Source organism: Jidongwangia harbinensis (assembly GCF_020216025.1).
GTDB classification, from domain to species: Bacteria; Actinomycetota; Actinomycetes; order Mycobacteriales; family Micromonosporaceae; genus Actinoplanes; species Actinoplanes harbinensis.
In genome coordinates, this window is record NZ_JAIWNC010000002.1 from 1 (window position 1) to 24,196 (window position 24,196).

Consider the following 24,196-nt stretch of genomic DNA (forward strand, 5'->3'; position numbering starts at 1 on the left):
GGTCCCAGCGCCAGACTCAGAGACGGACTTCACTTCCAAGCACGCGTCGACGTCACGGGCACCCATCGAGGGTGGACACCCCCGACAAGCCCGATGGTGACGAGGCCGGCACGCCCGCACCAGCCCCGTCACCCGACCCAGCGACAACCGTGACCGGGCCGCCGGTTTCACGCCCAGCGTGATCAACCCGGGGGTTGTGAAGACTCAGTGGAACGCCATCGCGGCAGCACCAGCGCCGTGATGGGCGACGAGTGCGCTGGTGTACCACTGGAGCGCTCCACTGGACCTAACCGACGGGCCGGCCGCGTGGCACGGCATAGCATGCGGCGTGACGTTCACCGTGCGGGCACCGTGGGCCGACACGCCCGAACCGGTGCGTACGGCCGTCGCCGAGGCGCTCGGTGCCAGCATCGTCGGTCATGTGGACCTGCACGGTGGCATGTCGCCCGGCCCGGCCGCGGGACTGTGGCTGGGCGACGGACGGCAGGTCTTCGTCAAGGCGGTGTCCGCCGACGTGCGAGCACACAATCACGCCATGATCCGGCAGGAGTCCGCAATCCTGGACGTCCTGCCGGCCTCGGTGCCGGCGCCTCGGCGGCTCGCCACGGTGGTCCACGGTCCGTGGATCGCCATGGCGACCACCTGGGCCGACGGCGCCACCGCGGGGTCGTGGACCGACGCCTCGATCGCGGCCGTGGCCGGGGCGTGCCGGGCGGCGAGCGGCCACCGGGCGCCGGGCCTGCTGCCGCCGGTCGCCCAGCGCGTCTTCGACTTCGACGGTTGGGTGCGGGTGCAAGCGATCGGTGCGGGCGACGACTGGGAGGCGGCCCACGCGGGTCCCGCGGCCGAGGTGGTGGCCGGGTGGGAACGCTGGACGGCCGGCGACGCGCTGGTCCACCGCGACGTTCGCCTGGACAACACGGCGGTCGGCGCGGAGGGGCGCTCGGCGGTGCTGCTCGACTGGGCGTACGCGGCGGCCGGCGCCCGGTGGATCGACCTCGCCCAGTTGGCCGCGGACGTGGTGGCCACCGGGCATGTCCTCGGTCCACGGGTGGCGGCGGACCGCGCGTACCGGCTGTTACGGACGTTGCCGCCCGCGGCGTCGCGTTTCGTCGTCGGGCTGGCCGGGATGTGGTGCATCCGGGCCGCGACGGTCCGGCACGCCGTCATGCCGGAGATCGCCACCTGGCGCCGCGCCCGGACGGTCGCGTTGCGCCCGTTGGTGACCCGGCTGATCGCCGACCTCCGCGACCCGCCCGCCGGCTAGAAGGTGGTGTGGACGTTGGTGATCGCGGCGGTGCGCCGGCCGTCGGTCTCCGTCACCCGGACCAGGCTGTACGCCTCCGCGCGGGCGGCGGACCAGTCGTTTCTGGAGGTGACCCACGGGGAGGTGCAGACGAACTGCGCCCCCGGCCCGAGCCGAGCGGGCCCGCACACGGTCATGCCGTACTGCGGGAAGGAGATGAGTGCCTTCAGTTCGGTCACGTCGATGGCCTGGTCCGTGCCGTTCTGCACGGTCGACAGGCCCCGGCGCTGGTCGCCCTCCGCCTCGGCGCAGGTCACGATCAGGATGTCGGGTGTGCCCGCGCGCAGCGGCTCCTGCGCGCAGCGCAGCGTGCCGGCTCGGGCCGGGGCGGCGACGCCCAGGGCCGCGGCGCCGATTGCCGCCGCGACGACCATCAACCTGGCAAGGATCCGCATGTGGTACCTCCGAGCGAGACGGCGAGGGGGAGCCGGTGACCCGATGGTGGCTGAGCGCCTTCATCGATTCGGCATCGGCCCGTTCATCGCCCGCAGCCACGGTCCGCCGGGGGCCGGGACGTCATTCCGGACCGGGCGGGATCTCGGTGGCCTGGGACCGGACCACCCACCACTGCGCCCGGCCGGCGGTGGCCCGGTAGCAGTCGGTGTGCCAGCACGCCAGCCGGCCGGCTTCCTGTCCTCGGACGTGGATGTCGATCGCCGACCGGTACCGTAGAACCGCGAGCCCGCCATCGACGAGAACCTCGATCTCGGAGACCGCGTCGAACCGGCGGTAGTCGATCGTGCCGGTCACGACGCCGCCCAGGTACCGCGCCCTGGACCATTCGCCTCCGCCCGGATGGATCAGCACGAAGTCCGGCGCGTGCAGGGCATCCAGGGTGGCCTCGTCCGCGTCGACCAGCGCCCGGAGTCGCCTGCGCTCCAGATCTCTGAGGGCGGCGGCGACGGCGGGCATGCGGCGACCCTACCCGGCCTGCGCGGGGGTCCGACGGGTGCCCGGCAGGCACTCGGCGCGGTCCGGCCGGACCGGTGCGCCGGCGGGCGGTGCCGCGGCGACGGGACGGATCAGTCGTTCGCCGAGCGCGGCGGTGAGGGCGACGACGCTGAGCAGCGCGCCGATCAGGACCGTGCTGCGTACGCCGTGGTCGGTCAGCGCGAGGCTGCCGACGAAGGCGCCGCCGGTGATGCCGACGTTGACGGCGGCGGAGACGGCGGCGGCGGCGAGGTCGGAGCGCCCCGGCGCCACCTGCAGGACGAGCCCGCCGAGCGCCGCGGTGAACGCGGCGAACGCCAGCCCGGCCAGGGCGATCAGCCCAACGGCCGGCACGGCGTGGTGACCGAATGCGGACAACCCGAGCAGCGCCACCGTCTGCAGCGCGACGGTACCGATCAGGGCGAGCCACGGGTTGCGGTCCACCACCGCTCCCACGGCGAGGATGCCGAGCACGCTGGCCACGCCGCGGGCCAGCAGGATGGCGCCGACCGACGAGGCGGCGAACCCGCTGATCTCGGTGACGAAGAGGGCCACGTACGTGTAGGCGGCGATGGCACCGGCGGTCGCCAGCACGGCGGCCGCCACGAGCAGGCCGAAGCGCCGGGCATCGGGGGTGGCGCCCCGGGCGGCGTGCCCCTCTTCGGGCCGGGTGGACGGCAGCAGCGCGGCCACCACGACGAGGACGATCGCGCCGAAACCGGCCACCGCCAGGAATGACGCCCGCCAGCCGGCGCGCTCGCCGAGCCAGGTGCCGGCCGGCACGCCCAGCGCCAGGGCGGCGTTGCCGCCGGCGAACACCACCGCGACCACCCGCCCGCGAAGCCCGGGCCGGAACAGTTCGGCCGCGGCCGGGACCACGACCGCCCAGAACAACGCGTGGGTGAGCGCGGTCGCCATTCTGGCCGCCAGCACCAGCGCGAACGAGGTGGCGAGCACGGTGACCGCGGTGCTGACGACGAAGCCGGCCAGCAGTGCCGACAGCAGACGCCGGCGGGGGACGCGCCGGACCAGCGCGGTCAGCGGGACCGAGGCGAGCATCACCACGGCGCCGTACGCGGTGACGAGCATGCCCACCCGCGACGGTGGGACGGCCAGGTCCCCGGCCATCGGGAGCAGCAGCCCGATCGGCAGCGCCTCGGCCGCGGTGTAGAGGAAGGTCCCGCCGGCCAGGCCGATCAGCGCTCCCACCGCCCGTCGGTGACCCGTCCGACCAGCCATTGTTACCTCCTAAATTGTCTTTGGAGGTAACATGCTAGTGGTGGTTCTCGAGACGGGTCAACTGGTAAAGTGGGTTTTGGTGGAAACATTGGGAGATGTCACGCGACTGCGCCGGGTGGGTGGCAACCTCGCCCTGGACTTCGTCAACACCCGCACCGGGCCACCCGTGGGCGCGCCGGACGGCGACGTGCTCACGGCGTACCCCGGTCTGGTCGCCTGGGCCCGCTATGCGGACGTCCTCACCGAGGCGGAGGCGGCGGCGTTGCGCCGGCTGGCCCGCGACGATCCGAGCGGCACCCGGGTCGCCTTCGAGCGGTCCCTGCATGTCCGCGACTACCTGGACGAGATCTTCCGCCGGCTGGCCGCGGGCCGGGACCCCGACCCGACCGTCCTGGCCCGGCTGCGAGACGACGAGGCGGACGCGCTCGGCCATGCACAGCTGGATCGAGCCGGCGTGTACGCGTGGAGCTGGCGGGACGATCGCACGCCGGCCCGGCCGCTGCGGCCGGTGGTGCACGCCGCGGTGCAGCTCCTCACCAGCGGTGCGCTGGACCGGATCAAGGGATGCGAGGGCTGTCGCTTCCTGTTCCACGACGAGAGCAAGAACCGCAGTCGCCGCTGGTGCAGCATGGACGACTGTGGAACGGCCGAGAAGATGCGGCGCTACGTCGCGGCGCGGCGTACCCGCGCGGCGCGGTGACCGGGCGCCTACTCGCGGATCACCGGTCCAGGGTGATCCAGTAGCGCCGCACCGGACCGTGCTCCGTGTCGCGGATGCCCTCCAGGGCGCCGCCGTTGCGTTCGATCGTGCGGGCCGAGGCGACGTTGTCCGCGAGACACGGGATGAGGACGCGATTCAGGCCCAGGGCGGCTCGCGCCTCGCCGAGCATCTCGCCGAGCGCCCAGCCGGCCAGCCCGCGACGCCGCGCCGACGGGCGGATGCCGTAACCGATGTGACCGATGTCGTCGTCGAAGTAGTGCCGCAGCGCGATGCCCCCCAGCACCCGGCCGTCTTCGACGATCCAGCGCGGTGAGCCGTGCCGCTCCGGCGGGCACGGCCGGCCGGCCGGGTGGGTCAGCCGGACCCGCTGGTGCACCCAGGCGGCGAAGCCCTCCGGTGAGTCCACGTCGTCATCGGTGTCCAGGCCGAAGCCGTCCTCGTGGAGACCGGGACCCCAGTCGTCGCGGCAATCCAGAAAGGCGGCGTGCAGGCGGGTGGTCGGCAGGACCAGTTCGGGCATACGGCAACGGTAGTCCGCGCCGCCCGGGGGTGCGGCGGCTCGACGGCGTCGGCTCGCACAGCGCCGGCTCGACGGCGTCGGCTCGACGGCGTCGGCTCGCACAGCGCCGGCTCGACGGCGTCGGCTCGCACAGCGCCGGCCCTCCCGCCGTCGTCGGGAGGGCGTCAGCGGCCGGGGGTCGCCGCCGGCCCCGGCGATGTGGTGCCGGCCGGGCCCAGGATGCGGCGGGTGCGCTCGATGACGTCGGCGGCCTGGGCGGCGAGATCGCGGACGAGGGCGCCGGCCGGGCGGATGTCGTGGACGAGGTGGACGGACTGGCCGGCGTACAGGGCCATGGCGGCCAGGTCGCCGGTCATGCCGGGCAACGGAATCAGGTCCTCGTACCGTCGATGGGGTCGGCCCTGGCCGTCCACGGCCACGATGTCGTCTTCGCCGGGGCGGTCCGGCGCGGACGGGGATCCGGCCGATTCCCAGCGGCGCACCGTGGTGTTGCGCAGGGCACGGTGCGGCGCGTCGGGCCAGCCGCCGTCGAAGCAGCGGGTGTGTACGGTGTCGTCGGCCCCGGCCGCGACGAGGCGGTCCTGGTACGCCGGGTGTGCGCCGGCCTGCGTGGCGGCGAGGAAGCGGGTGCCCAGCCACGCGCCCTGCGCGCCCAGGACCAGCGCGGCGGCGACGCCCCGGCCGTCGCTGATGCCGCCGGCCGCCATGACCGGTACCGGGCCGACCGCGTCGACGACGGACGGCACCAGAACCATGGTCGTGGTGGTCCCGCGTACGTGGCCTCCGGCCTCCCAGCCCTGCGCCACGATCACGTCGACACCGCAGTCGGCGGCGTGCCGCGCTTCCGGCACGCTGCCGACGGTGTGCATGTGCAGCGCTCCGGCGTCGCGGATGCGGCGGCTGACGGGCGCGGGATCGCCCCAGAAGGTGGAGATGACCGGCACCGCCTCGCGCAGGCACACCGCCAGGATCTCGTCCACGTCGAAGTCCAGCACCAGGTTGGCCCCGAACGGCCGCTGGGTTCGCCGCCGCACCTGGTGGATGTGTTCGCGTGCCCGGTCGGGCCGGTGCCAGGTCAGGGCCAGCATGCCCAGCCCGCCGGCCGCGGACACCGCCGCGGCCAGCTCGGGTGCCGCGGCGGAACCGATCGGTGCCTGCACCACCGGCACGTCGATGCCGAGCCGTTCGCCGAGCGGGTGGTGCCAGCCGGCCGTCATGGACGCCTCCGTGCTTCGGAAAACGAATCACCTGACAGGGCGGTACTGTATCGGAAACCGAAGCGCAGGTGAAGGGTGGAGGAGAGCCGATGGCAGTGCCCAGGCCCGGAACGCCGGTACGCGGATCGCATACCGGACGCCCGCTGATGGCCGCGCTCGACCTGTTCGGCAGGCGGTGGAGTCTGCGCATCCTCTGGGAGCTGCAGCCCGGCCCGCTCGGTTTCCGTGCCCTGCAACAGCGGTGCGACAACATGTCGTCCAGCGTTCTGCGGCAGCGCCTCACCGAACTGCTCGACGCCCGCATCGTCGAACAGCGGCCTGACCTCGGGTACGCGCTCAGCCCGCTCGGACACGGCGCCTACCGCGCGCTGCGCCCACTCGTCCGCTGGTCCGACGGCTGGGCCGGTGCCCTCGCCGCGTCCGACGAGGAGGCGCCGGGGTGACCCGGCTGTCCGGTCCGCGCCGCCGCCACGACGGCCGGCCGCATCCGCGCCCGGACCGGCGGAACCGCCACGGTCCGCGCCGCGCCGTGACGCCCCTCAGGGCAGGTAGGCGACCAGCCGGTCGGCGAGCTGCCGGGGGTGGCTGAGCGCCACCGCGTGGCCGCCGTCGATCTCGTCGGGAACCACGCCGAGCCGCTCGGCGGCCACCCGGCGCTGGAAGTCCGCCGGGAAGAACCGGTCCTCCCGGGCGATGAGCACCCGGGTCGACACGGCCGGCCGGGCGGCGAGCGGCCACGGCTCGTTCCACTCCGCACTGACCTGGTCCCGGCCGTGCGCCTTGGCCTCGGCGACCACCTCGGCCGGCACGCCGTTGTAGAACTGCTCCTCCTCGCTCAGCCCCTCGGTGCCGCGGTAACCGGTGTTGTCCCACCAGTCCCCGGGCTTCTCGCCGGGCTCCGGGATCATCGGGGTGAGCAGGACGATCAGCCGCACCGGCAGCCGCTCGGCGACCAGCGGCGCGGTGAACGCGCCGTAGGAATGCCCGACCACCACCAGGTCGCTCCGGTCGCCGATCGCGGTGACCACCGTGTCGCGGAACTCGGTGAACCCGGCCGAGCTGTCTCCGATCGGCAGCTCCGGCACCACCACGTCGTGGCCGCGCCCGGCCAGCTCCGGGACCAGCAGATGCCAGTCCCACGCGCTGCCTCCGCCGCCGTGGATCAGAACGAACGTCGCCATGCCCGGAAGCATCACACAGGGGTACGACAATCCGCCGGCAGCGGGCGGCGGAGGCGGGCGTCCGGGATCGTCCGGAATTTTCTCCGCGCGCCCGGCGATGCCGGAGGATGACTGGTCATGGGGGGTGGACGGGGGCGCGGCCAGGCAACGGGGGAGGTTCCCGCCCGGGGTGGGATGGGACCTGCCCGGTCGTGCTCACGTCCTGGTCACCGATCTGGCCGGCCGATGTCCAGGCCGGCCAGATCGGTGCGGATCTGTTCGGCCTCCGGCATGCCGAGGTCGGTGTAGTGGGTCAGCGCCTGCTGGAGGTGGTCCCGGGCGAGCGGGAGGTCGCCGAGGGCGCGGTGGACGTGCCCGAGGCCGGCGTGGGCGCGGGCCTGCTCGGCGGGGACGCCGGTGTCGGCGGCGATGGTCCGGGCGGTGGCGTGGTGCCGGGCGGCGGCGGTGTGGTCTCCGGCGATGCGGGCGGCTTCACCGAGACCGTTGATCGCGGCCGCCTCGCCCGCCCGATAACCAGACCGGCGGCAGATCGCCAGGGCCTGCTGGAAGTACTCCTCCGCCTCGGCGGGACGGCCGAGCAGCGTGTGCAGCCGGCCGAGGCTCTCCAGAGTGTCCGCCTCGCCGAGGTGCTGGCCGAGTTCCCGGAACAGGTCCAGGCTCTCCCGCAGATGCTCGGCGGCCGGCCCGTACCGGCCCGACCGCATCTCGACCTCGCCGAGGCCGTTCAGCGTTCCGGCCTCGCCGTTGCGGTGGCCGATCTCGCGGACCAGGGGCAGCACCTGGGTGAAGGCCTCGGTGGCCGCCTCGTAATGGCCCAGCTGACCCTCGATCATGCCGAGGTTCCGGAGGGCGCCGGCCTCGCCGGTCCGGTTGCCCATCTGCCGGTGCAGGACCATGGCCTGGCGGTAGTGGGCGCCGGCGTCCGGGAAACTGCCGGACTGCTCCGCGGCCATGCCGAGATTGTTGTGCACCCGGGCCAGCCCGGTGACGTCCCCGGTCTGCCGGAACAGCTCGACGGCCTGTTCGAGATGCTCGATGGCGGCGTCGGTCCGGCCCAGTTGGATGTAGGCCACGCCGAGGTCGGTGAGGGCGTGCGCCGCCCCGTTCGGATCGTCGTTCTGGCGGGCGGCCTGATGGGCGTAGCCGTGCACGGTCACGGCGTCCGTGTGGTGGCCGCCGTCGAGGTAGCGGAACAGGACCCGGGACAGCTGGGTGGCCAGGGTGGCCCACCCGCTGGTGGCGGTGTGGGCGACGACGGCGATCAGGGTGATGCGCTCGGCGTCCAGCCACTCCCGGGCGTCCTTCGGGTCGGTGAGGTCCGGCATGGGCAGGCGGTGCTGGGAGATCTTGGGCCGGAGGTAGGCGTCGGCGGGATAGAGGGTGTCCATGGCGGCCGAGGCCGTCGCCAGGTAGTGGTCGAACAGCCGGGCCAGGGCGCTGCGGCGTTCCGCCGGCCGGTCCTCGTCGCCGGCCAGGTTGCCGGCGTACGCGCGCACCAGGTCGTGGAAGGTGAACCGCCCCGGAGTGGCCGGCTGCAGCAGATGGTCCTGGTGCAGGTGCCGCAGGACGTCGCGGGCGGCGTCCACCCCGGTGTCGGCCAGAGCCGCGGCGGCGTACCCGTCGAAATCCGGTCCCGGATGCAACGCCAGCAGCCGGAGCAGCCGCCCGTGCTCGGGCGGCAGCCGCTGGTAGGACAGGTCCAGGGCGAGTTCGACGCCGGTGTACAGGCGGCGGTCGCGGTGGCGTTCGTCCAGCCGGTCGGCGTGGTCGGTGAGATTCCACCCCGGCGCGCTGTGCATGCGCCCGGCGACCAGGCTCAGCGCCAGGGGCAGATAGCCGCAGCGCCGGGCGATCTGGTCCGCGGCGCCCGGATCCGGGCCGACCGGGACCTCGGGCACGGCCCGGGCCAGGAAGGCCGAGGCCTCGTCCGGAGTGAACACGTCCACCGCGAGGTGGGTGGCGCCGGGCAGGTCGAGGCTGCGGCGGCTGGTGACCAGCGTCAGACAGCCGGGTGTCGCGGGCAGCAGCGGGCGGACCTGCTCGGCGCTCGCGGCGTTGTCCAGCACTATCAGGGCGCGGGTGCCGGCCAGCCGCTGGTGGTACAGCGCGACGCGATCCGCCAGGTCGTGCGGCACCTGCGGGCCGGAGACCCCGAGCAGCCGCAGGAACCCGTCCAGGACGGCGGCCGGATCGGCCGGCGGCTGAGCCGGGTCGGGGTGGAAGCCACGCAGGTTGACGAACAGCACCCGCTCGAACGGCTGCTCCCGGTGCAGCAGGTGTCCGGTGTGGACGGCGAGCTGGGTCTTGCCGACCCCGGCCATGCCCTCGATCGCCGAGATCACCACCGCGTCGCCCCTCCGCCCGGCGCTCCGGAGCCGGTCGATCTCGCCGGCCCGGCCGGTGAATCCGGCCAGGTCCGGCGGCAGCCGGTCCTGCACGCGGACGTGCGCCGCCGCCTCGGCCTGCCCGCCGACGACCCGCAGGGCCTGCCGCCACCGGCCCACGTATCCGGTGTCGTCGTGCAGTGCCTGGACCACCGCGATCACCAGGTCGGTGTTGATCCGCCGGCGCCCGGGACGGAAGCAGTCGGCGATCGTCGTCCGGCGGGTGAGTTCGCCGGCCGGCCGGCCCTGGGCGGTCCAGGCGGTGTTGACCCGTTCCTTGATCGTTTCGTACGACGGGTCGCCGGCCCAGACCTTCAGCAGCCGGAGGCGCTCGACGAGGTCGTCGAGGCCCCCGGCCGGCGCGGGATCCGGTGGCACCGAGAACGTGCTCTCCGGTTCTCCAGACGTTGGCATCGACCACTCCGCAACGGGCTCGACATCGACGGGCGTCCGAGGTTAGCGCCGAAGTGCCCCGTCGCGTGGCCCGCCGGCCCGGCAACGTCCGATCAGGAGCGGAGTTCGGCGACGGCCGCCGTGAGGATGCCGTTCAGCGATCCCCGCACGACCGCGGCACGAAGTTCCGGATAGTGCGGGTAGTGGTCCAGCATCCGGCCGGGGCTGGCCGGATCGGGGAAGCCGGCGAAGGCTCCCCAGCGCCACAGCGCGTACTCGTGCCGCTGGAGAAGCGTTCCACCGTGGTGTTCGTTGCACACGAAGTAGCCCGGGATGTACAGCTCGGGGTAGACCTGCCAGACCGTCTCCTCGTCCGGGATCGGCAGGTAGAACCGGTCGAAGTACTCGTAGCAGCCCACCTGGAAGGTGGTCAGGATCTTGGTGAAGACCGGGATCAGGTACTGCTCGAGTTGCGCCGTCTGCAGGCGGGCCTGCGCCCGGGCGGCCAGCGCGACCGGTCCCAGCGTGGCGATGAGGACGCCGAGGTCACGCATCGCCGCGTAGTTGTGGTTCAGCGCGACCGCGTCGTAGCGGGCGTTGATGGCCGTGACGCAGGCGGTGGCGTCCTGCGCGAACCGTTGCTTGAGGCTCAGCGAGAACTCCGGGCTCTCCACGAACTCCAGCATGGCGTGCTCGGCGCAGCCCCGGACCTCGGCGACGGTCAGGGCGTCCATGTGGTTCTTGATCGCCTGCTCGGACCGGCGTACCTCGCTGATCATCATGGTGACCGCCAGGTCGAGCGTCAGCTCGCCGCTCCTCGAGTCGTTGTAGAGCGAGTACGCGGCGTACGCGTACTGCGCCACCTGGATGATGGTGGCCGGATCGACCGCCTGCGCGGGCCGGGGCGCGGCCGGTACCGCCGCCCCGGTGGCGGCCACCGTGGCGATCAGCCCGCGGATCGCGTACCTCTTCAGTCTGGCCTTCATGGTCGGATCCCTTCGTTCTCCATCCGCCGCAGGACGTCGCGGGCGATCGCCCAGCTGGTCCGGGCGCCGGCCGTGGTCCTGAGCGTCTCCGGGGTGTACGGCCCCTCCCGCCACACGCCGTCGACCTGGTAGTCCTGCAGGGTCACGGTCCCGTTGGGCGTGGTGCACTCGTACACCATGTGGTAGATCGACGGGTGGTAGTCCAGTTCGCCCTCCCGCGGCCCGGTGCACCGGGGCTCCAGCCGCCGGACGATCGCCTCCATCGCGGTCCGGTAGCTCGGCATGAACGTGGTGGACGTGTTCAGGTTGCCCCAGACCCGCGCCTCGAGCGCCACCGCGTAGAGCGCGTACACCGCGAAGCCGAGGTGGTCGGCCACCGCATCGGAGGAGACCGCGTCGAAGGTCGCCTTGGCCTGGCGGGCGTACAGCGTGACGTCCAGCGCGAACTCCTCCAGCGTGTCCTCGGTGAGGTCCGGCAGGGACGGCACCTCGAGGATCGCGTGCTCGGCCGCGCCGACCCAGGGTGCCGCGCCGACCTCGTCCAGATGCCTCAGCACGGCGTCCTCGGCCGCGCCGACCACGTCGACGAACCGCCGCACCGCCGCGTAGAGCTGTTCGTCGGTCAGCTCGCCCCGGCCGGCCGAGACGAACAGGCTGAGGGCCTCGTCGCCCATCTGCTTCACCTGGTCGAAGCCGGCTGCCCGGGCGGGTGCCGCGGCCGGCAACGCCACCGCGACCGCCAGCGCCGCCACCGCGGCGCCGCGCGACAGGCCGGCTCCCACCTTGCGTGCCCAGGATGTCCCGTCCACTTCACGCTCCTCGGTCCTCGGGCGTGCTCCTGCCGGTGAGTCTCGCCGACCGGATGCCACCCGGACATCGGTGAAATTACGCAACCCGTCGGGTACGCCTGAGCGCCGTTGGGACCGCCCGCGTACCCTGCGTCCCTGATCTCTAGGGAGGCGGCCTGTGGGTGGCGAGAAGTATCGATCCGTTCACCGGAAAAGCGGTGAACGCGTACGCATCGCCCTGACGAGCACGGTCCTGGTCGTGGTGCTGGTGGCGCTGGCGGGCGCCGGCGGGTATGTCGGGTGGGACCGGTGGAGCGTGCCCGACTATTCGGGTGCCGGCACGGGCAGCGTCCGGGTGGACGTCCGGGCCGACTCCACGCTGACCGACATCGGCGTCGCGCTCGTCGGCGCGGGCGTGGTCAAGAGCACCGAGGCGTTCCTCCGGGCCGCCCGGGACGACCCGCGGGCACAGCGCATCCAGGCCGGCTCGTTCAAGCTGCGCAAGGAGATGTCCGGCGAGGCGGCGGTCGCCCTCCTGCTGGACCCGGCGGCCCGGGTCCGGAGCGGCGTCACGATCAAGGAGGGCCGGACCGCCAAGGAGGTGTACGCGATCCTCGCCAAGGCCACCGGCGTCCCGGTCGGTGACTTCGCGAAGGCCGGCCGCGATCCGGTGGCGCTGGGCGTACCGAAGTCGTGGTTCAAGCGTGACGACGGGCAGAAGGCGGCCCGGTCGATCGAGGGGTTCCTGTTCCCGGACACCTACGAGTTCCGGCCGGGCGCCACCGCCCAGCAGATGCTCCGGGAGATGGTCAAGCGCTTCTTCGCGGTGGAGAAGAAACTGACATTCGCCACGCGGGTACGGGATCAGCTCGACATCAGCCCGTACGAGGCGCTGATCGTCGCGTCGCTCGCCGAGGCGGAGGCCGGTGTGCCCCAGGACATCGGCAAGATCGCCCGGGTCGCCTACAACCGGCTGTACGGCGATTTCCCGTGCCAGTGTCTCGAGTTCGACGTCGGGATCAACTACTACTACCAGCTCACCGGGCGGCCGACGAAGCCGTCCAAGAAGATGACCCGCGCGGAGCAGCGGGACCCGGAGAACCCGTACCGCCTGCACGGCAAGGCCGGCCTGACCCCGACGCCGATCAACAACCCGGGTGAGGGGGCGCTGCGCGGTGCGATGGACCCGCCGAAGGGGGACTGGGTGTTCTTCGTGGCGATCGACGCGGACGGGAACTCGGCCTTCGCCGTGACCGACGCGGAGCACGAGAAGAACAAGGAGATTGCCCGCAAAGCCGGGAAGATTTAGGGCAAATACCCCGCTGGCCTGCGTTTCGGCCGTGATCTCCCGGGCACCTGCAGCCCATGCCGGGATGGTTGCAGGCAGGCGGATGGGGACTGCTGGCGGGTTCGGCGTTGCTCCTGGGCGCCGCCGTGGGATACCTGGTCCGGATCCCGCGGAAGGCGGTCGCGTCGATCATGGCGTTCGGTGCCGGCGTGCTGCTGTCGGCGGTATCGTTCGAGCTGATCGCCGAGGCGTACGACCGGGCGGGGCTGCTGCCCACCGTGATCGGCGCGGTCGCCGGTGCGGCGGTGTACACCGGCTGCAACGTGCTGCTGGCCCGTCGCGGCGCCCGGCACCGGAAGCGGTCCGGTGATCAGCAGCCGTCCGAGGCGCAGGCGGGCGGTTCCGGCGCCGCGCTCGCGCTCGGCGCGCTGCTCGACGGCGTACCCGAATCCGTGGTCATCGGCACCGGCCTCCTCGGCGGCGGAGCGGTCAGCGCGGTGACCGTCGCCGCGGTGTTCATCAGCAACGTTCCGGAGGGCCTGTCCAGCGCGACCGGCATGCGCCGGGCCGGTCGCTCCGGTACCTACGTCTTCGGGCTGTGGGCCGGCATCGCGCTGGTCAGCGGCCTCGCCGCGGTGGCGGGCTACACCCTGCTCGGCGGAGTCGCCCCCGCCGTGCTGGCCGCGATCACCGCGGTGGCCGGCGGCGCGATCCTCACCATGGTGGCCGACACCATGATCCCCGAGGCGTTCGAGCAGACCCACCTCGCCATCGGCATCATCACGCTGCTCGGCTTCCTCACCGCGTTCGCGCTCTCCACCACCGACGGGTGACGTCTGTTCGGGCAGCGACCGCGCCTCGATCGGGCACATCGGCGGGCGCGCGCCCCGCCCCGCGTGACGGCAGAACCGGGTTGTCTACCCTGAGAGCCTCCATGGAGGACTGCCACTACCCGTGCGCGGGTCCGGCAGTCGCACGGAATTGGGGAGACGTTGGAATCGGCTTACCGGGTGAGTCCGCTGTCGGCCTCCGATCCCAGGAAGCTGGGGGAGTACCAGCTCGTCGGGCGCCTGGGCACCGGAGGCATGGGCGTGGTGTACCTCGCCGAGAGCGAGGACGGCCCGCACGCGGCGATCAAGCTGATCCATCCCGCGCTCGCGGCCGATCCGGAGTTCAGCGGGCGGTTCCGCAGCGAGGTGGAGCGGGCCCGCCAGGTGCCCTCGTTCTGCACCGCCGGATTCCTCGGCGCCGACCTGGAGCACGACCCGCCCTACCTGGTGGTGGAGTACGTCGACGGGCCGAGCCTGCTGGACGTGGTGCGGGAGCGCGGACCGCTGCTGGGCGGCGCGCTGTACTCGCTGGCAGTGGGGGTCGCCACGGCGCTGACCGGCATCCACGGCGCCGGGGTGATCCACCGCGACCTGAAGCCCGAGAACGTGCTGCTGCCGCCGGGCAGCCCAAAGGTGATCGACTTCGGGATCGCCCAGCCGTTCGTGGCCACCAGCCAGCACACCCGGGCGGACATGCTGGTCGGCACGGTGGCCTACATGGCGCCGGAGCGGTTCTCCGACGACGGGGACACGCCGCTCACGGCCGCGACCGACGTCTTCGCCTGGGGCTGCGTGGTCACCTACGCGGCGACCGGCCGGACGCCGTTCCAGGGCGACTCGTCGTCGGCGACCGCGGGCCGGATCCTCACGCAGCCGCCGCGCATCGACGGGCTGCCCGGAAAGCTGCGCGACATCGTGGCCCTGACGCTGTCCAAGGACCCGGCCGACCGGCCCACCGCGCCGGAACTGCTGGCCATGCTGGTGGGCGAGAAGGCGGTGCCCGCCGGGGCCGGCCCGGAGCCGGGCGTCCCGGGTCCGGTGCGGACGCCCGGGGGGACCGCGGACGGGGGGACCGCCGCCGGGCCGGCGCCGCGACCGGCCCGCTCGCGGCGGCGACTGCTGGTCGTGCCGGCCGTCCTGGCGCTGACCGGGCTGACGGCCGCCGGGCTGGCGGTCCGGGCGTCCGGTGACCCCAAGCCGGCTCCGCTGGCCGCGCCGTCGGTCCCGGCGGAGACCACGACGGCGACCGGCGGGCCGTCGCGCCGCGCCCCGGCGCCCGGGTCCAGCCGGCCGACGGCGGCGGAGGAGTCGCGCCGGCCCGCGACGGAGTCGACCGGTGTCCGGGAACGATTGTCCGCGACCGCGACTGCCACCTCCCGGAAACCGGTCAAGGACACGGTTCCGGCCAACCCGTCCGGCCGCAACCTGGCCCTCGGCCGGCCCGTCACCGCGTCCAGCACGGAGGGTTCGGCCTGGTCCGCCGCGCGGGCGGTGGACGGCGATCCGCAGAGCCGGTGGGGCAGCGCGTGGAGCGACGTCCAGTGGCTGCGGATCGATCTCGGCACCCGCCGGCAGATCACGGAGATCGTGCTGCGCTGGGAGCACGCCCACGCGGTGGCCTACCGGGTGGAGGTCTCCGCCGACGGTACGGATTGGACGTCGGTCTACCGGACGTCCACGGGCGAGGGCGGAGACGTGACCGTGCGTACCGACGGGGTGCCCGGCCGCTACGTGCGGATGTCCGCCACCGAGCGGTCCGGCAAGTACGGCTACTCGCTGTACGAGGTCGAGGTCCGCTGAGCCGTGGCCGTTGACCGGCCGCGCGGTGGTGTCCGGTGCGGACCCTGGCCAGGACGTCGGGCCTGTGATAGACCGAGGTCACTGCTCTGCCGGTAACCGGACCGAAACAGGGAGGCCGCATGGCCACGCCGATCAGCCGCCGTTCCGTTCTGGCCGCCGGGGCGGGCGCCGCCGCCGGGCTGACCCTGCCGGGCGCCGCGGCCCGGGCCGGCGGTTCCGCGGCCACCCGGGTCCGGTTCACCCTCAACGCCGAGACCCTGGACGGCGGCGAACAGGTCACCTCGATCACGCTCGCCACCGGCCGGCTCGGCCGGATCGACCGGGACAGCCTCACCACCGGCACGTTCTCCGTGCACGCCACGGCCACGAGTCCGATTCCGATCGTGCCCGGCGACCAGATCTTCAGCGAGTACGACCTGGACCGCGCGGTGACCGCGGTCCGGCTCGACCGCCACGGCGACATCGTGCTCGACCTCGCGCACGGCGAGGGCCGGCTCGGCGGCGGCACGCTCGGCTACATCGTGAGCCGGAGCCGTAATGTCCGGCTCGACCTGACCTACACGATCACCCAGAACACGCCCCTCGAGGTATGGGGCCGGCGCCCGGTCGTCATCACCGACTTCGTCCAGGGCCGGCTGGCCAATCCCGAGGTGGACGCGTTCGGCTACCGGATCTCCCGCTCGGGGATGAAGTACCGGCTCTACCAGCCGTCCCGGCGCGGCGCCGGGCGGGACCGCCGCCCCCTGGTCGTCTGGCTGCACGGCGGCGGGGAGGGCGCCTCGCTGCCGGACGGCTACTACGACAACGAGACCACGCTGCGGGCCAACCGGGGTGCGCTGGGCTTCGCCACCCCGGAGGCCCAGCGCGTCTTCTCCGGCGCCTACGTCGTGGCCCCGCAGAGCACGTCCTACTGGCTGGAGGACGGGGACCGCTTCGCACCGCTGATCCGGGAGATCGTCGGCGACCTCGCGCAGCGGTACCCGATCGACCGCGAGCGGATATACCTGGCCGGCGCCAGCAACGGCGGCTACATGACCCTGAAGATGACCACCGTCTACCCGGATCTGTTCGCGGCGTCGGTCCCGGTCTGCGCCGTGGTCCAGGCCCTGGAGCCGGGCGGGCCCACGATGATCACCGACGCCGAGCTGCGGAGCATCCGGACACCGACCTGGCTGGTCACCTCGCGCGACGACGACACGGTGCCGCCGGAGCCCAACACCGTCCACGCGCACGACCTGATCCCCGGCGCGCTGTTGTCGCTCTACGACCGGGTCGTCTGGGACGGCTACCAGTTCCCCGGTCACTGGTCGTGGATCTATCTGGCCCGCAACGACCCGAGCATCGCCGGCACCCGCATCTGGCAGTGGATGGCCCGGCAGCGGACCTGACCACCCGCGCCGGCCGGGCCCGGCTCAGCCGGGCAGGGCCCCGGTGCGCAGCGGGCACTCCGCGGACCCGGCCGTGTGGCTGTGCGGGCCGGCGTCGGCGAGGTGCTGCACCGCGCCCACCAGGACGTCTCGGGCGAACGGCTTCGGCACGACCGCGCAGAGGCCGGCCTCGGCCGCGCGGGGGTCGCCCGGGATCAGGGAACCGCTGACGATCGCCACCGGGGTCCGGTGCAGGTCGGCATGGCCACGGATCTCGCGGCACAGCTCCAGGCCGGTCATCCGCGGCATGTCCAGGTCGGTGAGGATCACGCCGGGTCGGTGCTGGACGGCGATCTCCAGCGCCGCCACCCCGTCGGACGCCGTCAGCACCGTGCATCCGGCCCTGAGGAAGATGCGTTCCAGGGTGAAGCTGACATCTGGATCGTCTTCCGCGATGAGGAGCAGAGTCACCGGAGGGAGATCCCTTCTGCGGACGGCTGGACGGCGGCCGGCAACGGTCAACTGGTGGTGTCGGCGGGCAGCGTGACGGTGAACGTGGTGCCGCCGCCCGGGGCGGGCTGGGCGGTGACGGTGCCGCCGTGGGCCTCGACGATGGCCTTGCTGATGGCGAGCCCGAGGCCGGTGCCCTTGATCCCCCGGGTGGTGGCGGTGCTGGCCCGGAAGAACCGGGTGAACAGCTGCGGGTACTGCTCGGCGGGGATGCCGATGCCGGTGTCGGCGACCGTGATGGTGATGCCGTCGGGGCTGTCCGCCGCACCGAGCGTGACCGTGCCGCCGGGCGGGGTGTACTTGATGGCGTTGGAGAGCAGGTTGTCCACGACCTGGCGCAGCCGCCGGGCGTCACCGAGCAGGATCCGGGTGCAGGTGATCCGGGCGGTGAGGGTGACCCGGTGGGCGTCGGCCGCCGGTTGCTGGGCGGCCGCCGCCTCGCGCAGCAACCGGCCGGGCGGCACCGGGCGCGGGTCGATGCTGGTGTGCCCGGCGTCCAGGCGGGCCAGTTCGAGCAGGTCGTCGACCAGGGTCTGCAGGTGTTTGCTGGTGCGGTCGAGGACGGCCAGTTCGCGGCGGCCGGCCAGCTCCGGGTCGTCCCGCAGCATCTCGGTGTACCCGGCGATCACGCCGATCGGGTTGCGCAGTTCGTGCACGACCACGGCGACGAACTCGTCCTTGAGCCGGTCGAGTTCCTGCAGCCGGCGTACCTGCTGCTTCTCCTGGGTGAGCAGTTGCTCGCGCTGCTCCGCCAGCTCGCGCCGGTCGGTGACGTTGGTGCAGATGCCGTCGACGAGCAGCCGGCCGTTCTCCCGGCGGGCGACGGCGCGGGTCCACACCCAGCGGGTGACGCCGTCGTCGCCGACGATCCGCACCTCGACGTCGGCCGGCTCGCCCGCGGAGACGGTGGCGTGGAAGTGCTGGAAGATCTCCCGGTCGCCGGGGTGGACCCGCTCGGCGAGCGCGGCACCCATGTCGGCGTCGGTGGGCAGTTCGGCGCCGAACACACCGGTGCCGTTGGGGCTGGCGTAGACCGAGTGCACCGTGCCGTCCGGCCGGATCTCGACGGTCCACAGGTAGTCGTTGACCTGCTCCACAACGCGGTCGAAGTCACGGCGGGCGGCGGCCAGGGCGAGGGTGAGGTCCTCGGCGCGGCGACGTTCCACGTACCGGCTGACGTGGGTGGCGATGCTGTCCAGCAGGCCGAGCACGTCGACGTCGGTGGGCAGGTCGGTGTCGGCGAAGAACGCCAGTACCCCGACCACCTGCTCGCCGCTGCGTACCGGCAGGCCGATCGCGGTGCGCAGCCCGGCGTCGACGGCGGCCTGATGGCGGCCGGCGACGGTGGTGTCGGCGGAGATGTCGCCGGTCCACACGTGGCTGCCGCGCTGCCACACCGTGCCGGCCAGGCCGACCCCGGCCGGGAACGACAGCGGCAGGTCGCCGGTGAAGTCGTGCAGCCGCCGGCCCGGCGCGGTCCAGGAACTGGCCCGGGTGACGTGCTGCCCGTCCTCGTCGACCTGCCAGTACTCCGCGCACGCCCAGCCCAGTTCGGCGGCCGCGGCGGCTGCGGCGGCCGCGGCCGCGTCGCGGCCGCTGGTCGCCTCCGAGAGGGCCTGGGCGACCGCGTAGCGGGTCCGGCGGTGCTGTTCGGCGCGGTGGGCGTCGGTGATGTCGTGCATCGCCACGACCGCGCCGAGCCGGCGGCCGTCGGTGGCGTCGATCGGGCGGCCGTTGGCCAGGAACCGGCGGATCTCCCCGCCCGGCCGGCGCACCACCAGGTGCTGGCCCCGCACCGTGTCACCGGCGTAGGCGCGGGCCAGCGGCACCTGGTCCGGCCGCAGCGGGGTACGCCCGTCCTCGGCGAGCAGCGCATAGGTGCCGGCCCAGTCCGTCGCGTCGAGGGGCTGCTCGTCGAGGCCGTGCAGCTCGCGCACGGCCTGGTTGAACAGGGCGAGCCGGCCGTCGCTGCCGCACGCCACCACGCCGGTGTCCAGGCTGTCCAGCAGCGTCTGCAGGAAGGTGCGCTCGTCGGCGAGGCGCCGCCGTTCGGCCTCCAGCAGCTGCTGGGCCTGCCGCCGCGGGGTGATGTCGTGCAGGAACGCGTGGAACGCCGGATCGCCGTGCTCCGCGCTGACCTGCAACGTCATCTCGACCGGGAACTCCCGGCCGGCCCGGTCGACCGCGGCCAGTTCCAGGCGCTGCCCGGCCAGCGTCGAGGGCTCGCCCCGCCGGACGCGAGCCAGGCCGGCCTCGTGGGCGTCGTGGAAGCGGGCCGGGATGAACAGCTCGGTCGCGGGGCGGCCCACCGCCTCGGCCGCGCTCCAGCCGAACAGCCGCTCGGCGGCGTCGTTCCACGCGCTCACCCGTCCCTCGGCGGTCATCGACACGAACGCGTCCTGCGCGCTGGCCAGCACCGCCTGCAGCCGCGCCGCGGCCTCGTCCGCGGCCTGCTCGCGGCGCTCGGCCTCGGCGGCCAGTTCGGCGTTGCGGCGGGCCTGCCGGCGCCGCTCGAACAGCGCCAGGATCATCGCGGCCAGATCCTTGAGCCGTTCGATCCGCTCACCGGTCAGTTCCCGCACCTCGGTGTCGAACACGCACAGCGTGCCGAGCGCGTGGCCCTGCGGGGTGACCAGCGGCGCCGAGGCGTAGAACCGGACGTTCGCCAGGATCCCGGTCACCCACGGATTCGCGCCGTAGGTGGGGTCCGCCGAGGCGTCCGGTACGTGCACGAACTCGCCGGTCTCGAACCGGATCGCACACATCGAGTCGGTGCGGGCCGAATCCGCGCCGTCGAACCCGACCGTGGTCAGCTGGCACTGCCGGTGCTCGTCGATCAGGTTCAGCGTCGCGGTCGGTACCCCGGCGACCAGCGCCGCGACCCGTACCGCGGCCTCCAGCTCGTCGTCGGCCGGGGCGTCGAGCAGCCGGTATTCGTGCAGGGCGGCCAGTCTCTGCTGCTCATGCTCGCTGGTGCGCGGTGGCAGGACAGACGTCACGTTCTTCCTGTCGGCAGGCCGCGCGGTTTGCTGACCTCCGCCCGGGTGGGCCGGATCTACGGCAGCGGATCGGGTCCCAGTGGGTTGGTGCGGGTCAGCGCGAGGACGAGCCAGGCCGTGGCGGCCACGTGTTTGGCGGGGTAGTAGCCGGACGGCAGGTATCCCACGTGCACCGGGCTGCTCGCGGCGGGGAGTCCGTGCCCGGCCGGGACCGGCGTGTCCGCGACGTGCGCGGCCGTACTCAGCTGGCTCTGGGCCCGGGCGAGGGCGCGCTGGGCGGTGTCGACCGCCAGGGCGCCGGCCGGGGAGTGCGCCAGGGCGGCGGCGTGCTGGGCGGTGCCCTCCAGCCAGACGGCGCGCGGGTCGGGTGCCGGAACGCCCGGCTCGATCGGCGTGTCCGGGTCCGCGGTGAGGCTTTCGGTGGAGACGGTGAGCCCGGTGACGCTGCCGGACCGCAGGCTGCTGTTCGGCGCGGTGGGCGTGTCGGTGACGGTGAGGCGCCGGCCGGCGGTGTCCAGGCAGCCGGAGTGGTCGCCGTCCCGCAGGGCCAGCCAGGAGTGCGTCTGGGCCTCCAGTACGAGCGGGCCGCGGTCGATCACCCGGCCGTCCGCGGAGCCGTGCCAGAACGCCTGGCGGGGGGCGTTCCACATCCGGCGGACCAGGGCGGTGGCGTGGTCCCGGTGGGCCAGCCACCGCTGGTCGCCGGTGACCAGGGCCAGGTGGGCGAAGAACGCCGCGAGGTCGGCGTTGCGGGTGGTGGAGACCCGGCGCAGCCGGACGCCGTCGCGGTCGAAGCCGTCGGCGAACCCGCCCAGCGACCGGGTGGAGCGGCAGGTGCCGGCCAGCCAGCGGCCGGCCGCCACGGCGGAGGCGAGGAACCGGCTGTCGCCGGTGCGCTGGTGCAGGGCGCACCAGGCGATGCCGGCCCACGCGTGTTCGCCGGCGCCCGAACCGACGAAGCCGAACGCACCGCCGATGTTGACCGTGCCGTCGTCGCGGACGAACCCGTCCGGTTGGACGGCGCCGTTCCGGGTGTACGGGCCGGCGTGGTACGCCTGGCGCAGGCGGCCGTCGTCGTACCGCGGGTCGTGCTGCTGGGCGTAGTGCAGCGACTCGCCGATCAGCGCCGCCCGGTCCAGCGACTCCGGCCGGTCGTCCACCAGGTAGGCGAGGGCGGCGAGCGCGGCGTCGTAGGTGAACGCCGTGGTGTACAGGCCCAGTTCGTCGGCGTACGACTGGGGCAGCCGCAGCGCTCCCGAGGCGGCATGCGCGTCGAGCGTCAGGTCCAGGAACCGCATCGCCCGCCGCCGCGCCCGCAGCAGTGCCGGGTCCGGTGCCACGGCCGCCGGCGCCGCCGGGGCGGTGCCGGCCAGCGTCGTCGCGGCCGCCACCCCCAGGCCCGCGGCGAGCACACTCCTCCGGGAAACCGCCACGTCAGCGCTCCTTTGCGTCGAATGGGCGGTTCGAATCTAGGACGTCCGAACGCACCCGCGCAGGCGTTTCGCCGGATTCCGCGGCACGGCCGTTCCCGTAGCGCGGCCGCGGTGGGGTGGCCGAGTTGGTGAAGACGGCCAGGGCCTCGCGCCGGGGCGGTCAGGCCGCGGTCGCCCCGCCGTCGACCGGTAGCACGGCGCCGTGCACATAGGCGGCCTCGTCCGCGGCCAGGAACGCGACCGCCGCCGCCACCTCCGCGGGTTCGCCGAGGCGGCGGGCCGGCAGCGCCGCGGCGACGGCGTCGAGACCGGCGCCGTAGCCGGTGCCCTCGGTGCGGACCGGTCCGGGGCTGACCGCGTTGACGCGTACCCCGGAGGGTCCGAACTCGGCCGCCCAGCTCTGCGTCAGCAGCAACAGCGCCGCCTTGCTGGAGCCGTAGAGCCCGGCCGCGACCGAACCGCGGTGCGCGGCCCCGGTCAGGATGTTGACCACCGCGCCGGAGCCGCGTTCGGCCATCGCCGGGACCAGCGCCTGGACCAGGAAGTACGGCGCCTTGACGTTGAGGTCGTAGACGGCGTCGAACCCGGCCGCGGTGGTGTCGGCCGTCGGCCCGAACGTGAAGACACCCGCGTTGTTGACGAGGACGTCGATCCGCCCGGTCACGCCGAGCGCGCGCTCCGCCAGGTCCGCGGTGCCGGTATCCGTGGTGAGGTCCGCGGCCAGGAAGTCGGCGTGGCCGCCGCGGGCCTGGATTCCGGTCACCGCGGCGTGTCCGCGGCCCGGGTCCCGGCCGGAGACGATGACGTGGGCGCCGCGCTCGGCGAGCAGGTCGGCCACGGCGTGGCCGATGCCGCTGGTCGAGCCGGTGACGAGCGCCGTGCGGCCGTCGAGGCGGGTGCGGACGGCGGACACCGGAGGGGTTGCTGGTTCGATCATGCGCCCCACCCTTCGCCACCCTCGGGTCGAGGCCCGAGGCGCTTTGCCAACTCGGCAAAGCGCGCCGGTCGCCGCCTCAGTCCTCCGATCCGGCGGGCCCGACGCGCTGCCGCCGCGGCACCCGGGCGTGCGGCGCGGTCCAGTGGCGCAGCATGGCGGCGATGCGGAACCCGAACACCAGCACCGCCGCGCCGGTGGCGACCACCGGCATGGGCAGGCCGGTGTGGTGCGCGCCGGCGACGATGACGGCGCCGACGGCCGCCGGGATCGCGTACAGTTCCGTGTCGGCCCGCAGCAGCGCGGGCGCCTCCCGCGCGGTGATGTCGCGCAGCACGCCGCCGCCGACCGCGGTGGTGATGCCGAGCAGCACGGCCTGCAGCGAACCGAGCCCGAAGTCGAGCGCCTTGAGCGTGCCGGTGACGCAGAACAGCGCCAGCCCGGCGGCGTCGAACACGAGCACCGTGCGGGTGAGCCGCCGCAGCACCGGGTGGGCGAAGAACGTCACCGCCGTGGCGACCAGCGGGACCACCAGATAGCTGAGTTCGGTGAACGCGGCCGGCGGGGTGTCCCCGATGACCAGGTCACGGAGGATGCCGCCGCCGAGCGCGGTGAGCATGGCGAGCACCAGAATTCCGACGACGTCGAAGCTCTTCTGGATGGCCATCAGCGCGCCGGACGTGGCGAACGCGTAGAGACCGACCAGCTCGAGAACCTTGATGACCGCACCTGCCGACATCCGCACAGTGTCGCCGGTCGGCCCCGGCTCCCCGGCGGACGTCGTCCGGTGCGTCGCCCGCTCAGCCGGCCAGCAGCACCGCGGCCAGGGCGAGCCCGCCCGGGATCACCTGGACGAACAGGATGCGGCGGTTGACCGTGACGGCACCGTAGATCCCGGCCACGACGACGCAGCCCAGGAAGAAGGTCTGGAACGTCCGGTCGTCGGTGAGCAGGCCGTAGAGCAGGCCGACGGCCAGGAAACCGTTGTACAGGCCCTGGTTGGCCGCCAGCGGGGCGCTCTCCCGGGCGAACTCCTCGCTGGTGCCGAACGTCGCCCGGCCGCGCGCCGTCTCCCACAGGAACATCTCCAGGACCAGGATGTACACGTGGATGGCGGCGACCAGCCCGACCAGGATCTGTGCGGCCAACTCCATGGATTACCTCCGACGTGGCCGGCCACCACGGCCGGGCCGAACATGATCATCGACACCCTAGCCCCGGCGCACCACGCCGCCGCGCCCGCTCCCGCACGCCGATGTCGCCCGGTGTTGACGTACCGTTCACCAAGAAATAGATTTGCATCAATATCTAACGGTGGACCGGGCTCTCCATCGGCGACGTCTGGTGTCGCGGCCAACAAAGAGGGGTGC

22 protein-coding genes are annotated in these 24,196 nt (G+C 73.5%); 7 read left to right on the forward strand and 15 right to left on the reverse strand.

What is annotated here, in order from left to right:
- The first annotated feature begins 328 nt into the window (after nucleotides 1–328).
- A complete protein-coding gene (locus LDL48_RS02585) occupies nucleotides 329–1,267 on the forward strand; it encodes a phosphotransferase (protein WP_225253323.1) in 939 nt (312 codons plus the stop codon).
- On the opposite strand, the gene LDL48_RS02590 is transcribed toward LDL48_RS02585, so the two are convergent.
- The 3 genes from LDL48_RS02590 to LDL48_RS02600 form a co-directional block, all read right to left on the reverse strand.
- The gene (locus tag LDL48_RS02590; protein WP_225253324.1) at nucleotides 1,264–1,701 is read right to left on the reverse strand and encodes a hypothetical protein; all 438 of its coding nucleotides are present in this window, start codon (nucleotides 1,699–1,701) and stop codon (nucleotides 1,264–1,266) included. The two genes, LDL48_RS02585 and LDL48_RS02590, sit on opposite strands and share 4 nt — an antisense overlap.
- A 121-nt stretch (nucleotides 1,702–1,822) precedes the next feature.
- Nucleotides 1,823–2,218: a nuclear transport factor 2 family protein gene (locus LDL48_RS02595; RefSeq protein ID WP_225253325.1), complete on the reverse strand. Its 396-nt coding sequence runs from the start codon at nucleotides 2,216–2,218 to the stop codon at nucleotides 1,823–1,825.
- 9 nt (nucleotides 2,219–2,227) lie between these two features.
- The gene (locus LDL48_RS02600; RefSeq protein WP_225253326.1) at nucleotides 2,228–3,445 is read right to left on the reverse strand and encodes an MFS transporter; all 1,218 of its coding nucleotides are present in this window, start codon (nucleotides 3,443–3,445) and stop codon (nucleotides 2,228–2,230) included.
- A gap of 109 nt (nucleotides 3,446–3,554) precedes the next feature.
- Here LDL48_RS02600 and LDL48_RS02605 point away from each other — a divergent pair, with 109 nt between their 5' ends.
- Nucleotides 3,555–4,175 (forward strand): CGNR zinc finger domain-containing protein, encoded by a 621-nt coding sequence (locus LDL48_RS02605; protein ID WP_225253327.1) that lies wholly within the window; start codon nucleotides 3,555–3,557, stop codon nucleotides 4,173–4,175.
- Between the two features lie 19 nt (nucleotides 4,176–4,194).
- Here LDL48_RS02605 and LDL48_RS02610 read toward each other — a convergent pair whose 3' ends face one another.
- Together LDL48_RS02610 and LDL48_RS02615 are read right to left on the reverse strand one after the other, a co-directional pair.
- Nucleotides 4,195–4,716: a GNAT family N-acetyltransferase gene (locus tag LDL48_RS02610; RefSeq protein WP_225253328.1), complete on the reverse strand. Its 522-nt coding sequence runs from the start codon at nucleotides 4,714–4,716 to the stop codon at nucleotides 4,195–4,197.
- 164 nt (nucleotides 4,717–4,880) lie between these two features.
- Nucleotides 4,881–5,933, reverse strand: coding sequence for an NAD(P)H-dependent flavin oxidoreductase (locus LDL48_RS02615; protein ID WP_225253329.1), 1,053 nt, complete (start codon nucleotides 5,931–5,933; stop codon nucleotides 4,881–4,883).
- 89 nt (nucleotides 5,934–6,022) lie between these two features.
- Between LDL48_RS02615 and LDL48_RS02620 the strand changes: the two genes are divergently transcribed.
- Nucleotides 6,023–6,376 carry a winged helix-turn-helix transcriptional regulator gene (locus LDL48_RS02620; protein WP_225253330.1) on the forward strand — a complete coding sequence of 118 codons (354 nt, stop codon included), beginning with the start codon at nucleotides 6,023–6,025 and terminating at the stop codon, nucleotides 6,374–6,376.
- A 96-nt stretch (nucleotides 6,377–6,472) separates the two neighbouring features.
- Here the strand turns inward: LDL48_RS02620 and LDL48_RS02625 are convergent, their stop codons facing one another.
- The 4 genes from LDL48_RS02625 to LDL48_RS02640 form a co-directional block, all read right to left on the reverse strand.
- Nucleotides 6,473–7,114, reverse strand: coding sequence for an alpha/beta fold hydrolase (locus LDL48_RS02625; RefSeq protein ID WP_225253331.1), 642 nt, complete (start codon nucleotides 7,112–7,114; stop codon nucleotides 6,473–6,475).
- Between the two features lie 206 nt (nucleotides 7,115–7,320).
- The gene (locus tag LDL48_RS02630; RefSeq protein WP_225253332.1) at nucleotides 7,321–9,912 is read right to left on the reverse strand and encodes an ATP-binding protein; all 2,592 of its coding nucleotides are present in this window, start codon (nucleotides 9,910–9,912) and stop codon (nucleotides 7,321–7,323) included.
- A gap of 92 nt (nucleotides 9,913–10,004) precedes the next feature.
- Nucleotides 10,005–10,877: a hypothetical protein gene (locus LDL48_RS02635; protein WP_225253333.1), complete on the reverse strand. Its 873-nt coding sequence runs from the start codon at nucleotides 10,875–10,877 to the stop codon at nucleotides 10,005–10,007.
- Entirely contained in the window at nucleotides 10,874–11,686 is an 813-nt protein-coding gene (locus tag LDL48_RS02640; protein WP_225253334.1) for a hypothetical protein, read from the reverse strand. Before LDL48_RS02640 ends, LDL48_RS02635 begins: the two co-directional genes overlap by 4 nt.
- A 157-nt stretch (nucleotides 11,687–11,843) precedes the next feature.
- On the opposite strand from LDL48_RS02640, the gene mltG reads away from it, so the two are divergent.
- From mltG to LDL48_RS44175, 4 genes are all read left to right on the forward strand, one after another.
- Entirely contained in the window at nucleotides 11,844–12,974 is a 1,131-nt protein-coding gene (gene mltG / locus LDL48_RS02645; protein ID WP_225253335.1) for an endolytic transglycosylase MltG, read from the forward strand.
- A gap of 56 nt (nucleotides 12,975–13,030) precedes the next feature.
- The gene (locus LDL48_RS02650; RefSeq protein ID WP_225253336.1) at nucleotides 13,031–13,786 is read left to right on the forward strand and encodes a ZIP family metal transporter; all 756 of its coding nucleotides are present in this window, start codon (nucleotides 13,031–13,033) and stop codon (nucleotides 13,784–13,786) included.
- 177 nt (nucleotides 13,787–13,963) lie between these two features.
- Entirely contained in the window at nucleotides 13,964–15,583 is a 1,620-nt protein-coding gene (locus LDL48_RS02655) for a serine/threonine protein kinase (RefSeq protein ID WP_225253337.1), read from the forward strand.
- Nucleotides 15,584–15,702: 119 nt separating this feature from the next.
- Nucleotides 15,703–16,971 carry a prolyl oligopeptidase family serine peptidase gene (locus tag LDL48_RS44175; RefSeq protein ID WP_272492993.1) on the forward strand — a complete coding sequence of 423 codons (1,269 nt, stop codon included), beginning with the start codon at nucleotides 15,703–15,705 and terminating at the stop codon, nucleotides 16,969–16,971.
- Between the two features lie 24 nt (nucleotides 16,972–16,995).
- Here LDL48_RS44175 and LDL48_RS02665 read toward each other — a convergent pair whose 3' ends face one another.
- The 6 genes from LDL48_RS02665 to LDL48_RS02690 form a co-directional block, all read right to left on the reverse strand.
- Entirely contained in the window at nucleotides 16,996–17,421 is a 426-nt protein-coding gene (locus LDL48_RS02665; RefSeq protein ID WP_225253338.1) for a response regulator, read from the reverse strand.
- Nucleotides 17,422–17,468: 47 nt separating this feature from the next.
- Nucleotides 17,469–20,459, reverse strand: coding sequence for a PAS domain S-box protein (locus tag LDL48_RS02670; RefSeq protein ID WP_225253339.1), 2,991 nt, complete (start codon nucleotides 20,457–20,459; stop codon nucleotides 17,469–17,471).
- Between the two features lie 56 nt (nucleotides 20,460–20,515).
- The gene (locus LDL48_RS02675; RefSeq protein WP_225253340.1) at nucleotides 20,516–21,892 is read right to left on the reverse strand and encodes a glycoside hydrolase family protein; all 1,377 of its coding nucleotides are present in this window, start codon (nucleotides 21,890–21,892) and stop codon (nucleotides 20,516–20,518) included.
- Between the two features lie 160 nt (nucleotides 21,893–22,052).
- On the reverse strand, nucleotides 22,053–22,829 hold the full coding sequence (locus tag LDL48_RS02680; protein ID WP_225253341.1) for an SDR family NAD(P)-dependent oxidoreductase: 777 nt from the start codon (nucleotides 22,827–22,829) through the stop codon (nucleotides 22,053–22,055).
- A gap of 76 nt (nucleotides 22,830–22,905) precedes the next feature.
- Nucleotides 22,906–23,565: a trimeric intracellular cation channel family protein gene (locus tag LDL48_RS02685; protein ID WP_225253342.1), complete on the reverse strand. Its 660-nt coding sequence runs from the start codon at nucleotides 23,563–23,565 to the stop codon at nucleotides 22,906–22,908.
- A 61-nt stretch (nucleotides 23,566–23,626) separates the two neighbouring features.
- Nucleotides 23,627–23,980, reverse strand: a complete 354-nt coding sequence (locus LDL48_RS02690; protein ID WP_225253343.1) for a DUF1304 domain-containing protein — start codon at nucleotides 23,978–23,980, stop codon at nucleotides 23,627–23,629.
- Between the last annotated feature and the right edge of the window lie 216 nt (nucleotides 23,981–24,196).